This is a genomic window from Alteromonas sp. KUL17 (assembly GCF_006538305.1).
GTDB lineage: Bacteria > Pseudomonadota > Gammaproteobacteria > Enterobacterales > Alteromonadaceae > Alteromonas > Alteromonas macleodii.
In genome coordinates this window covers 98,416-111,912 of the sequence record NZ_BJKJ01000009.1, presented here as the reverse complement: position 1 = coordinate 111,912, position 13,497 = coordinate 98,416, and the positions used below count along the sequence as shown (strand labels likewise).

Below are 13,497 nucleotides of genomic sequence, written 5' to 3'. Positions count from 1 at the left end.
TAGTGCAGTGCATATAAGATGATAAAAAAGATTACTATTGATCAGTTAGTGCCAGGCATGTTTGTTCATCAAATTTTAGAGCAAAAAGGTGCGTTGAGGGTTACGAGCCAAGGCCGCGTTACGTCTGATGACGTGGTTAAAACACTTAGAAAGCGAGGTGTGAAAACCCTCGCCATTGATACAGATAAGGCGTTTAACGTTGAGCAACCTAGTTCATCGGCTACTGTGGAAAAGCACAAAAACTTGTCTTCTAATCAACCGGTAAAATCAAAAAAGATATCACTCGAAAATGAGCTGGTAAGAGCCGCAAAGCTTCACGAGCAAGGAAAGGCAATTCAAAAGTTGTTACTTGCCAATGTACAAAAAGAGACGCCTTTTGATGCGAGTATTCCCAAAGCATTTTCAAATAAGTTAGTTGAGTCGGTAGATAGAAACCCCGATGCGTTGCTTTGTCTAACTAAAATTCGAGAAAAAGACGACTATTTACTAGAGCATTCTCTGAACGTTGCTATTTTACTCGCCAATTTTGGCAAGTATTTAGGGATGTCTGAAGAAGAGGTGCAAGACCTTTCCTATGCTGGCTTTCTACACGACTTGGGCAAAATCAAAATTCCAGATGAAATTCTTCATAAGCCAGGCCGCCTTACGGACAGCGAAATGGAGATCATGAAAGGTCATGTAAAGCACGGGGTCGACTATTTAAAAAGTACGGAAATTGCGCAGCCACTGATTCAAGCGATTAGTGAGCATCATGAGCGATTGGACGGGTTAGGCTACCCTGCTGGGACCAAAGGTGAGGATATTAGCCAAGCGGGCCGAATGCTTGCCATTGCCGACATGTACGATGCACTCACCGCGGACCGGGTGTATAAGGCCGGTATGTCTAGCCAAAAGGCATTCTCTATTTTGATGAGTGATGCGCCAACGCGTCTTGACCAGTCGCTTGTTCAACAGTTTATAAAGTGTCTGGGCGTTTATCCCGTAGGGAGCCTAGTTCTATTATCAAATGATAAATTAGCGATGGTACTTGAACAGAGAGACTCCCCGCTTACACCACTCGTAAAGGTTTTTTATTCGGTTCGCAGTAACCATTATCTAACGCCGAAAGATGTTGACCTATCATCGGATAAAACAATCAGTATCAACAAAGCCGTCATAGCGTCTGACTATAAGATTGATGTGAACGCATTTTTTGAGCGTTCAGTTTCAATAGGCTAAAACGTTACTTTTTAGCAACACAGTGTAGTATTTACACTGTGTACCAACGCATTTTTTCTTCTTTATTCCAACGTTCATTTAGCTAACGTTCAGGTTTGATGTCCTACAATCCTCTAAACATGAAGTGCTGTAGTGCCTTTGAGTGCTGATTTTTAGGAAAAATTAAGCAGGAAACGAACTCGTGGCGCTCAGATACTCGTTATTGCTTACATACAGAATATTTGCCAGTGGAACGCTAATTGCTATCACTGTAATTGTTTAATGCAAAACTAACACTGAGCTTATTGAGAGTGGCAATGGATAAATGCAACTCATCAATATTGAGCTTTTAATTGAAATAAGAGGAAGTTATGAAAAAGACTCTTGCTGTAAGTTTGATTGCTGCGTCACTAACGGTAGCAGGTTGCGCAACTGATCCGAATAATACGCAAAAAGGTGCTGCTATTGGTGCGGTAGTAGGCGCATTGCTGGGTAAAGCGACAGGTGATAACGACAAAAGTCGTTATGCGTGGGGCGCTGCGGTAGGTGCAATCGCAGGTGGTGCGATAGGTAACTACATGGACAAACAGGAAGAAGAGCTTCGAAATGAGCTTTCTGATACTGGCGTTCAAGTTGTGCGAGAAGGCGATAATCTGCGATTGATCATGCCGGGCGACATTACCTTTGCTACTGACAGTTCTAGCATCAGCCCTAACTTCAATCCGGTTCTTCAAGACGTTGCCAAAGTTGTAAACAACTACGAAAAAACCGTTCTTATGATCAAAGGCCATACGGACGACACTGGCTCTGAGCAGTACAACCAGTCTTTATCTGAGCGTCGTGCAGGAGCGGTTAAGAATTTACTAATTAACTATTCTGTTAACCCGACGCGTATCACGACGGTAGGTATGGGCGAATACGCACCTAAAGTACCTAACAATAGTGCAGCAAACCGCTCGATGAACCGTCGAGTAGAGATGGAAATTCAACCACTCACACAGTCTAATACCTAAAGGTAGTTAAGACTTAAAGAGAAACAAAGGCCCCGTTACGTCGGGGCTTTTTTATTGCATGGTTTTAATTTGATTAGCAACGCTATCTGCAAGCGCGTTGGGGATAGGGATCGTTAAATGATATTGGGTTACTTTCCACTTCGCTCCCTCTTTTATTAAGACACCCGAGCCTCGTGTTTCTCCCAGGCTTTCATTATCGAGCAGTTCATCGAACCAGGCTACATCGTGTTTAGGGGAAAAATAGATATGTCTGTCTCGCGGGTGGTATGTCCATCCTCTGCCCTTGTCAAAGTGAGGTTTGGCATACGCCTTAAACGCTTCTTTGGTCCATACCTCAGATGCGTCGGTGCCAATAAAGATCGCGCTGTCGTGATACAAACCAAAATACTGCTCAAAGTCTGCAATAGACGCATTGTGATGTAGAGCATTAAGTGTCTGATTCACTGCGTCGCGGTCGTTGTTCGCAACGGCCGTCGTCGCAACAGCAAGCATGACCAGACCTAACAATAGATATGTCATAGTGACTCCGTTTTTCTTCTAGTATTTCTTATTATGCTGTTGAACGCATCATTAGTATATTCGAAGCAAATAATTGCCACTGTTTACTGCAATGTTATAGCATTGGGTTAATCGTTTAACTATCGATGCTGTGAGTGGCTAAAACTACCGCTAAATTCTGAACGAAGTTGTGTTGATAGCAAATATTTCCTCCTTGATGTAATGGCTAAAATGTCTTCTAGTATTCAACGAAACCGTATTCGAAGCATCGATATGATGCGTGGCTTGGTCATGCTGATTATGCTTATCGATCACGTGCGAGAGCGCTTTTTTCTGCATTTGCAGGTATCTGATCCCATGGATATCGATACCACGTCACCTTCTCTATTTTTCACACGATTAGCCGCCCATTACTGTGCACCCACATTTGTGTTTTTGACGGGGCTGTCTGCATGGCTCTATGCCAATCCAATGGACTCAGCGAATAAGGCCAAGCCGACACGCAATGTCAGAGAGTTCTTAATTAAGCGTGGATTGTTTATTCTGTTCTTAGAGGTCACATTTATTACATTTAGCTGGGGGGCGAGTTTCCAAACGCTTTATCTTCAGGTGATGTGGGCCATAGGTATCAGCATGATTGCTCTGGCTGTATTGAGTTATCTTCCAAGAACTCTGTTGCTCATTTTAGGCCTCTTAATTGTCTTTGGACATAATGCACTAACGCCAATTAGCTATGTTCCACATGAAACAGGCTATACGCTTTGGACAATGCTGCACGATAGAGGATATATACTTCAGTCAGCCGCCCTAAACATTAAAGTGAGTTATCCCGTGCTTCCTTGGATAGGGGTAATACTGCTCGGTTATGCATGTGGGCCCCTTTACAGTCAACAGCTTGATAAAGCGCGACGCGGTCGGTGGTTGCTTGGTTTATTTGCAGTGTCGCTCAGCCTATTTTTCCTACTTCGCGGTTTAAATATTTATGGTGAGACCTTGCCTTGGGAGCTACAACAAAGTGCCATCACTACGTTGATGTCATTACTTAATTTGACTAAGTACCCCCCGTCTTTAGCATTTTTGCTCTTTACACTGGCCGGCATGTTTCTATTGTTGTTTGCTTTCGAGCGCGTTAAGGATACGCAGTTTGCGTTTCTTGACACCTTTGGCTCGGTCCCGATGTTTTTCTACATCCTGCATTTGTACGTTTTGCTGGTGATGTACGGTATTGCATTCTTTATTTGGGGGGCGAATAAAGGAAAATACGTGGGCGTAGACCATATTTGGCAAATATGGTTAATAGCTGCTGGCCTTAGTTTAGTGCTTTATTTCCCTGTTAAATGGTTTAGCGCCTATAAATCAAAGCACAACGCCCCTTGGCTTAAATACTTGTAAGACAGGCCTTCGCGTCTATTATGGGGTGTACCATCATTAAGGTGGATAGCAAAGTGCACTATTGGAGCGAAAGGTACTTAATTGAAAATTTTAATTGAGAGTTTAGATGAAAGTCGGTTTTCGACTTACCAGCTTGGCTTCATCCTTCATGTTTTACCGTAGACTCCCGAACAACCAAGGAAGGTTCGAAATACAGCTGAACGTTATTAGCCTGACCATATACTTTATTAAGAATGTACTTGGCTGACATTTCAGCCATTTCCGCAATTGGGTTACTGACCGTGGTAAGTCGAGGAAAAACATGGTGGGCAAATACCACGTCATCGAAACCGACCACAGACAAGTCATGGGGAAGGCTCATGCCTAAATCTCTCGCGCAGCTTATCGCACCCGATGCCATCCAATCGTTGGCGCACACTAAAGCCGTGAAAGGCATATCGCGCGCCATGAGCTCTAACAAGCCAATCTTCCCGTCTTCTTCAGAATAGTCGCCGTTAAATATCAACTGTGGGTTTATGGGCAACCCTGCTTCCGACAAGGCGCGTTTATGTCCTTCCAAGCGCAAGCTCGCGTCACACTTGTCAGTCGGTCCAGATATATATGCAATGTCTTTATGGCCTAGCTCGAGTAAGTGGCGGGTAGCCAGATATCCACCCTTTTCATTATCGAGGCTAGTGCATGCCTCAGGTAGCCCTTCCACCTGTCTGTTAACCAAAGCAACGGGAAGTTTCGACTGGTTTAACTCCAATAAATACTCATCGGATAATGCTTCTGCATGCATGATGAGTGCATCGCAGTTACGGCTAATAAGAAACTCTACCGCATCTTTCTCTGTTTCTAGACAATTTCGTCCTACCGAAATAATGACATGTTTATCTGCAGCGCGCAGCGTTGACTCTACAGCTTGCATCAGATCGCCAAAAAACGGGGCGTTGAGTTCAGGTACAAGTACCCCGACGCTGTCAGTGCGGTTATTTGCCAATGAACGAGCGACAGAATTTGGGCGGTAATTTAGCTCTTTAACCGCTTTCTCTACGCGTTCTTTCAGTACTTTGTTTACCGAAGCCTTACCATTTAATACGCGGGATACCGTAGATAAAGAAACACCTGCACGCTCGGCAACTTGATAAATGGTGGGCACGTGATAAGACCTCGTTCTCTAAAACAATCACTCTAACTGACTGTATTATGCCGATATCGGCGGTTGTTCGCTACGTCGAGAGAGTAAAGCTTGTGTAACTTCTTTTTGTTTTTCGTCATTTAATGGGTACAGACAGATTAACGCCGCGCCAGCAAAGCCAAATAGCGCCGGTATCCAACTCATTAAAGACTTCATACCTGGAAGCGTTTGATTAATTGTATTGATATCAAGACCGTTATAGCCATAGCTTCCTAATACCAACAAGACGAGCGCCCCTGCGAAGCCTCCCCCTGTTTTTTGAACAAAAGAGCCTGCAGAGTAGACGAGTCCGGTGGCTCTTCGACCTGTCTTATATTCGCTGTAGTCTGCCGAGTCTCCTAGCATAGAGAAAAATAAGGTAGGCAATATGGCGGCAAAAAACTCTGCACTGCAACCTAGAATGAATATGGCGCTCACGCTTTTCTGAGGAACAAAATAAATGCCAGAGGTCAATACGCTACTTGCTAACAGCGCGATAATAAAGAGCTTCTTGCGACCAAACATAGCGGCTAATTTGGACGTTGCTAATGCGCCGAAAATCGACACCACCAGCAGTGAAATGAAAAAGTAGCCTGTGAGTAGCTCATTGCCCATGTAATATTTGAAATAGTAGGCAATAACGCCATATTTGATGCCATTAAACATCATGGTTAGAAAACCCATTCCTAACAAAATTAGCCAGGGTTTATTGGAAAGCAGGTCGATAATATCCTGCTGAGAACGGGTGTTCTCGGCTTCCGGTCGGCGAGTTAACCGTTTAATTGCAATAGTAGTAAGCGCTATAACAGTAATGAAGATTGCCCCAGTTAAAACGTCTCGATAATAAAAGAAGGCGGTTATTGCTGAAAGAGGAACTAGAATTAACGGTAGTTGCTTTCCCAAGTCGATGAGTTCAGATGTTAGTGAACGAGGAGCGGGCGCTACTTGGATACCTGTCTCTGTTTTTGGAGAGTCCAGTTTAGTGTCTTGAGGCTTTGAAACCTGCTGCAACGTAACGCGCTCTTTCGTGGTAAAAACTGTTACACACATTAATATGACAAGCAACGTGGCAAACAACCACATGGTATATTGATACCCTACAGCAGTGTTCCCTTGGCCTAGCAAGTCCACCAGCATAGGCAAACATCCCATAACAAGCAGTCCACCAAAGAATGCCCCAGCAAAACGAAAGCCAGACAAACTCGTACGCTCTCTATCATCACTGGTCATCACGCCCATTAGCGCTGAGTACGGTACATTATTAACCGTATACGCTAAGGTTAGTCCGATGTAGGTCAGGTAAGCGTAAATGAGTTTGCCTGAATACGAGAGATCAGGTGTGGTAAAGCAAAGGACCATGAAAAGGCCAAGAAAAGGAGTGGAGCCTAATATCCATGGGCGAAACTTTCCCATCTTAGTCTGGGTTCTGTCAGCAATCATTCCCATGATAATATCGGTCACACCGTCAGAAAGACGAACGACAAGAAATAGCATCGCAGCTGCAGCGGCTGTAATACCGAAAGTATCGGTATAAAATACCGCCAAATATGCAAGTGCGCCCCGCCAAACTAAATTGGCCGCAGCGTCTCCCATGCCATAACCCACTTTTTCTTTTAATGTCAGCTTATGGTTCATTGCTATTTCCACTGTTGTTATGTTCGACTTGCTATGAGCGCTTTATAAGCATTGGCGCTAAGTTTAAGCGTACGCTTTTGGGTTTCAAAATCCACATGAACTAGCCCAAATCGCTTTTCATATCCTTCCGCCCACTCGAAGTTATCAAGGAGACTCCATGCGAAGTAACCACTCACTTCCACTCCATCAATCACTGCGTTGTGTACCATGTTTAAATGGGCATTGTAGTAATCAACCCGATCCACATCATTAACAAGACCATCTTTGAGTTCGTCTGCCATTGCAGCACCATTTTCAGTTATAAAAATGGGAGGGAGCGTATATCGTTCGTTTAATGAAGTAAGTAAATCATAAAGCGCTTTTGGATAGATTTCCCAACCAATATCGGTCAATGGACCTTGATGAGGATGCTCGAAATACAATGCGCCTTTCTCTTTGGGCGCAGAATAGTGTAATCGCGTGTAGAAATTTACCCCTAAGAAATCGATGGGCTGACAGATTGTCTCCATATCACCAGCTTCAACTGGTGGTCTATCCGCTTCGTCTATATCAAATAACACTTCAGGGTAGCTTCCCTCCATTACAGGCTGCATATACCATTGGTTGATATAGTCATCTGCTTTGCGGGTGGCTAATAGGTCTTCTGTCTTTTGTGTGGCGGGGTAGCATGGCGTAAAATTCAATACTATACCGGCTTCGCTATTTGGGACATTTTTTCTAAGCACCTTCATCCCAAGGCCGTGTGCTAGCAAAATGTGATGAGCCGCAGTTCTTCCGTATTTTCTACCCGTTCTGCCCGGGGCGTGTACGCCTATTTCATACCCTAAATAAGCACTGCAAAAAGGTTCATTGAACGTTGCATAGGAAAAAACGGACTCGCCTAACGCCTGCGTTATTTTGTCAACATAGTCTTCAAATGCAAAAGCAGTTTGTCGGTAAAGCCACCCACCTTTATCTTCCAGGTGCTGCGGGAGATCCCAGTGATAAAGGGTAACAAATGGCTTAATGCCTTTTTCATTTAACGCATCAACTAGCGTTTTATAAAAGGCAACGCCTTTTGGGTTTAGCTCACCTTTCTGAGTGATAACGCGCGGCCAAGAAATAGAGAAACGGTAAGCGTCTACATTTAAGTCTAACAAAATGTCGAAATCTTCTTTCCAGCGAGCAATATGATCACAGGCGACATCGCCATTGGTGTGATCAGCAATGGCTGAAGGCCGTTCACAAAATCTATCCCAAATACATTCGAGACGGTTATCGACATCCCCTTCTATCTGAAAACTTGACGTGGCAGTTCCATAAAGAAACGAATTTTTGAGTAAAGGACTGCCTGCGGGAAGCGAAATGCTGTTCATATGTTGATAACCTTTTTTTTACTGCACAAATTCTAAACGGATGCTGGCAGTACAATGAATCTGAAATAACAAAGCGGTTTATAGCACAAATAAAAAACAATTAGAAAGCGCTTTCTGATATTTATGTCATTTTTACGTTAATGGAATTAAGTGACTGATAATATTTATATGGCTATTACCGGAATCTAATGGAGCTTTGGTTTTCCTGTAAAGTATTGAATTAGATTGTTTTTAATTTTCCTGTGAGAAGTTTGATGTTCTCGATACAGTTGTTGCCTGTGAATTAATTGTAAAAAATGTGTTGATCTTAAACTTTTGTTGAATTAATGTTCGGAAAGCGCTTTCTTACGTCTGGGTGTTCTAGTTTCTCTTTGGGAAAGCCCTTTCTGACGGCGCGTAAGGTTCACAACACACATAAAAGCCACTATTAAAGAGAGATAGACCGTGACACAAACAACACCAAATAAAAGCAAGATCGCAGCAAGTTTGTCATTGATACTCGGGACCGCTTTGAGTAGCGGCGTGATGTCATCTGCGACGGCGCAAGAAACAGAAAAAGACATAGAAGTTATTCAGGTATCAGGTATACGAAGTAGTGTTCAAGAGTCGATGGGTATCAAGCGTGACTCTGCTGGTGTTGTTGATGCCATCTCAGCAGAAGATATTGGTAAATTTCCTGATACTAACTTAGCAGAGTCACTACAGCGTATCACTGGTATTTCAATTAGTCGGAATAATGGTGAAGGAAGCCAAGTCACAGCGCGTGGTTTTGGACCTGACTTTAATATGGTAACGCTGAATGGACGTACGATGCCTGGTTCTGCGTTACCTGGTGGTGGCGGAGCAGCAAATTCTCGCGCCTTCGATTTTTCTGACCTTGCTTCTGAAAGTGTTAGAGCGGTTGAAGTGTACAAAACAGGTAGAGCGAGTATTGCAACTGGGGGGATTGGGGCTACGGTAAATATACGAACAGCACGTCCCTTTCAAGCATCTGACAATGGCATTACCGCAAGTGTAGGCGCAAAAGCACTGCATGATACGACTAACCGTGTAGGTGATGATGTTACGCCTGAAGTATCAGGCTTCATCAATTACCTCAATGATGACAATACCTTTGGCGTTACGTTTACCGGTTCATTCCAACAGCGTGACAGTGCTGCACAAGGTGCGTTTGTGAACGAGTGGCGCGTAAATCCATTTGATGGCACGGTGCCCCAATCACCTGATCCAGCGAACCCAGATAGCGGTGACCCAATTGTGTTGAACAACGCACCAGCCATGGGACAGCTTTTCGCCATTCCCTCAGATTTACGTTATTACATGGCAGACCGAGAGCGTGAAAGAACGAATGCACAGCTAACGTTCCAGTTTGCTCCTTCAGAAAAAATGACGGCTACGCTTGATTACACCTATTCAAAGCAAGACTTATACGAAGCTCGAGCCGAGCAATCGATATGGATGGATGATAGGTACTTCACCGAACTAACCTTTGATGATGAAACGGTAAAAACGCCAGTATTAATCACTCAAGAACGCCGAGATTTGCTACCTCGTGATCTAGGCTTGGCGCTTCAAGAACTAAACCAAGTCAACGAAAACAAGTCGATCGGCTTAAACCTTGAGTACTTCGTAAATGACGAGCTAACTCTAGTCTTCGACCTTCATAATTCGACGGCGGAAGGACGCCCAGATGCGCCCTATGGAACGTGGACAAATCTTGGTTTAGGCGCAAACGTAGTTAAAGGGCAAGGTGTCGATTTCAGAGGTGACTTCCCTATTATGTTCGTCGATTTTGACGATGAAGCTCGTGATAATCTTAACGGTAATGGCGTGCTTGACCAAGATGATGTAGGTACATCGATATTGGACATGAATTTCTCGTCGCAAGACACCGAGATTACTCAAGCTCGTCTTGATGGCTCTTACGTTATGGATACCGGAAGCATTAACTTTGGTATTGAGTCACGCTCAATGGAGAGCACATCGCTCCAATCTCTAACTCGCCACACCATGGGCAACTGGGGAATTGAGAACCCGGGTGAGCTCCCTGCTGGTTCTTTAACACCGCTGGATTTGGCGAGTGAGTTTAGCGATTTCAATACTGAGGGGATGTTCTCTCAGGGCTTTACCGGTAGTGTTGCGCAAATTGGTGCATTCGCTGCTCAAGAATACGGTTTTGATTTTCTTGCCAACAACCCGTTTGCAACTAACCGTACTATTGAAGAAGACATAACTGCGGTGTATTTCGAATTGGATTTATCTGGCGAGTTAAACGGCATGGAGTACAACCTGTTGGCAGGTGTACGCTACGAAAATACCGATGTAACTTCAATTGCAAATATAAGTTTACCTAGCGGTATTGCGTGGGAAGGTAATAATGACTTCAACGTCCGTTTTGGAAGCGATATGGAAGATGTTGAAGTTGAATCAAGTTACGACCATGTACTTCCTGCATTAGATTTCGATATCGAAGTTGTTGAAAACATGATTGCGCGATTCTCTTACAGTAAGACAATAGCGCGACCCACGTACAACAACTTGAGCGCCGCTGCGACAGTATCGCCTCAAAGCGGACCGACAATTCTTACTGACAGCATTACCGCCACCGCGAGTTCAGGTAACCCATCGCTGATACCATTAGAATCAGACAACCTTGATCTTTCATTCGAATATTATTTCGATGAGACAAGCTATGTGTCGGTTGGTTTTTACGATAAGCGTGTTAAGAACTTTATCGGTAATGAACAAGTTGAAGAAAATATCTTTGGGTTGAGAGACGTTACCAATGGACCGCGTGCAGAGGCGGCTCGCGCTGAATTAGAGGCGCGTGGTATTCCAATTAATGACACGTCATTGTTTAACATGGTTGCTGCGATGGAAAACGGTATCGAGTATGACTCGTTGACTGACGAGCAGTTTGAGCAGCAATTCGATGTGCTGCCCAATAGCGAAGATCCGTTGATTACCTTCATTAACTCTAAACCTGTTAACAATAAAGCGGCGAATATTTACGGTTTCGAACTTGCTGCGCAGCACTTCTTTGGTGATAGCGGCTTCGGGGTACTGGCTAACTACACCACAGTACAAGGTGATATTGGTTTTGATAATGACGCAAATCCATCGATAACTCAGTTTGCCCTTGTGGGACTAAGTGACACAGCAAACCTCATCTTGATGTATGAGAAAGATGCTTTGCAAGCGCGTATTGCCTACAACTGGCGTGATAAGTTCCTTGATACAACCTCTCAGTACATTAATGAGCCGGGCTATACCGAAGACTATTCACAAATAGACTTCAATGTTTCTTACGACATCACTGAAGATCTTACGGTGTCATTTGAAGGGATAAACATCACAGATGAAAATATCCGTAGACACGGCAGAACAAGTGCTATGTTGTGGAAATTAGATGAGCTTGGCGCTCGCTATGCACTGGGAGTTCGCTACAAGTTTTAACGATTGGGGTGTGTTTACCCGCTAAAGTGCTTAGGGTTGCGCTTTAGCGGGTTTTTTTGTCATAGTGCTGTTTGAATAGTAACCAGAAAAACGACTGAACATGTTTGTAGAAGTGCAGTGGGGCATATCGTGGTTCTTAACGTATGAGTGATAACGAAAGTCATAGCAGTATGCATCGGGTCGTCATTGTCGGTGGTGGTACGGCTGGGTGGCTTGCAGCAGGGATACTTGCCGCAAAACTAAGCGCGAATCACACCGTTACCTTGATAGAGTCACCCAACATCCCTTCTTTAGGTGTGGGCGAAGGCTCTTGGCCGTCACTGCGCGATACCCTTCTTGATATTGGTATTAGTGAAACGGAATTCTTAACGGTGTGTCATGGTGCTTTCAAGCAAGGCTCCAGCTTTGTTAATTGGCGTAAAGGCGGGCACTGCTATTATCATCCATTTACCGTTCCAACAGGCTACAACGAGCTCGATATTTATACATGTTGGAAATCAATCGCACCAAACACATCGTACGAAGATGTGTTTTCGTTACAAGCCGCCATGTGTGCCGCAGGCAAGGCGCCAAAGCAAATTGCTACGCCGGACTACGCCCATGTGCTCAATTACGGTTACCATTTCGACGCCACAAAGCTTGCTGAGCTGTTAAAAAATCATTGCGTAGACAAGTTAAATGTCGCTCACGTCGTTGGTCATGTTGACAGTGTTCACTCTCATCAAAACGGAGATATTGAAAGCGTATCAACAAAGGACGGGAAAAAAATAGTTGGCGATCTATTTATTGACTGTTCAGGCCACAGCGGCCTGCTCATCAATAAACACTTTACTATTCCCTGGATACCCGTTAAGCGCACAATGCTCAATGATCGCGCCGTTGCGCTTCAAGTGCCTTATTCAAACGAAGATGCTGAAATAAAAAGTACCACAGTGGCCACTGCACAAACCTGTGGGTGGACGTGGGATATTGCGTTGCAGCACCGCCGAGGTGTAGGCCTAGTTTACTCTTCTCAATTCACAGATGAAGATCAAGCAAAGCAGGTGCTGATTGACTACGTTCGTGAACGTTACCCTAGTGCACAAGATGCAGAGCTTTCTTTTCGTACACTCTACTTTGAGCCTGGCTACAGATCACAGTTTTGGGTAAAAAACTGTTTAAGCTTAGGTATGTCTTCGGGGTTTGTTGAACCGCTTGAAGCATCAGCCATTGCCATGGTCGAGCTTGGCTTACGTATGCTCTGTGAAGCGTTTCCGCATAATAAAGAGCACATGGAAATAGTCAGTAAGCGCTACAACTCGCGCTTTGCATATCGCTGGCAGCGCGTTATCGACTTTCTAAAACTACATTATGTTTTGAGCGATAGAGAAGAGCCGTACTGGATAGCGCAAAGAGATAAGGCGTCCATACCCGACTCACTCGCTGAATTGCTTGAACTGTGGAAGTATCAAAGCCCTTCTCGTTTAGATCTTATCGAGAACGAAGAGATTTTTCCCTCTGCTAGCTATCAGTATGTACTGTACGGCATGGGCTATTCTACGTCTGTGCCCCCATTACGGCTAAGCGAAGGGAATAAGCGTAAAGCTCTACATATTCGTGATACCTTACAACAGACCAAAAAACGCTTATCTGCAGGGATTGCCGACTAACAGAGTTTTGCTCAATGATATTGCAAAGCGCTACAACAACGAAAAACAACACGTGCCCTCGCTTGCTCAATGTGAAAAGAACGAACACGCTTCAGCTTCGAGTTGTAATGACATAAAAAATACTTCAGATAAAAAGGACACCT

Annotated in this window: 9 protein-coding genes; 5 read left to right on the top strand and 4 right to left on the bottom strand. The window is 44.2% G+C overall.

Annotated features, from left to right (window positions below):
* The first annotated feature begins 18 nt into the window (after positions 1-18).
* On the top strand, positions 19-1,218 hold the full coding sequence (locus tag KUL49_RS10230; protein WP_131137222.1) for an HD-GYP domain-containing protein: 1,200 nt from the start codon (positions 19-21) through the stop codon (positions 1,216-1,218).
* 350 nt (positions 1,219-1,568) lie between these two features.
* Positions 1,569-2,210 carry an OmpA family protein gene (locus KUL49_RS10225; protein ID WP_014951442.1) on the top strand — a complete coding sequence of 214 codons (642 nt, stop codon included), beginning with the start codon at positions 1,569-1,571 and terminating at the stop codon, positions 2,208-2,210.
* Positions 2,211-2,261: 51 nt separating this feature from the next.
* Here KUL49_RS10225 and KUL49_RS10220 read toward each other — a convergent pair whose 3' ends face one another.
* Positions 2,262-2,729, bottom strand: coding sequence for a nuclear transport factor 2 family protein (locus tag KUL49_RS10220; RefSeq protein WP_131137221.1), 468 nt, complete (start codon positions 2,727-2,729; stop codon positions 2,262-2,264).
* Between the two features lie 201 nt (positions 2,730-2,930).
* Between KUL49_RS10220 and KUL49_RS10215 the strand changes: the two genes are divergently transcribed.
* Positions 2,931-4,100 carry a DUF1624 domain-containing protein gene (locus tag KUL49_RS10215; RefSeq protein WP_131137220.1) on the top strand — a complete coding sequence of 390 codons (1,170 nt, stop codon included), beginning with the start codon at positions 2,931-2,933 and terminating at the stop codon, positions 4,098-4,100.
* Positions 4,101-4,239: 139 nt separating this feature from the next.
* Here KUL49_RS10215 and KUL49_RS10210 read toward each other — a convergent pair whose 3' ends face one another.
* The 3 genes from KUL49_RS10210 to KUL49_RS10200 are packed head-to-tail and all read right to left on the bottom strand — an operon-like array spanning position 4,240 to position 8,249.
* Complete coding sequence (locus KUL49_RS10210; RefSeq protein WP_131137219.1) at positions 4,240-5,241, bottom strand: LacI family DNA-binding transcriptional regulator; 1,002 nt, start codon at positions 5,239-5,241, stop codon at positions 4,240-4,242.
* 45 nt (positions 5,242-5,286) lie between these two features.
* Positions 5,287-6,894 (bottom strand): MFS transporter, encoded by a 1,608-nt coding sequence (locus tag KUL49_RS10205; protein ID WP_039234444.1) that lies wholly within the window; start codon positions 6,892-6,894, stop codon positions 5,287-5,289.
* A 17-nt stretch (positions 6,895-6,911) separates the two neighbouring features.
* Positions 6,912-8,249 carry a GH1 family beta-glucosidase gene (locus tag KUL49_RS10200; protein ID WP_131137218.1) on the bottom strand — a complete coding sequence of 446 codons (1,338 nt, stop codon included), beginning with the start codon at positions 8,247-8,249 and terminating at the stop codon, positions 6,912-6,914.
* 525 nt (positions 8,250-8,774) lie between these two features.
* Between KUL49_RS10200 and KUL49_RS10195 the strand changes: the two genes are divergently transcribed.
* Both KUL49_RS10195 and KUL49_RS10190 read left to right on the top strand, forming a co-directional pair.
* A complete protein-coding gene (locus KUL49_RS10195; protein WP_014977831.1) occupies positions 8,775-11,705 on the top strand; it encodes a TonB-dependent receptor in 2,931 nt (976 codons plus the stop codon).
* A gap of 143 nt (positions 11,706-11,848) precedes the next feature.
* Positions 11,849-13,354: a tryptophan halogenase family protein gene (locus KUL49_RS10190; RefSeq protein ID WP_242633796.1), complete on the top strand. Its 1,506-nt coding sequence runs from the start codon at positions 11,849-11,851 to the stop codon at positions 13,352-13,354.
* Positions 13,355-13,497: the final 143 nt, after the last annotated feature.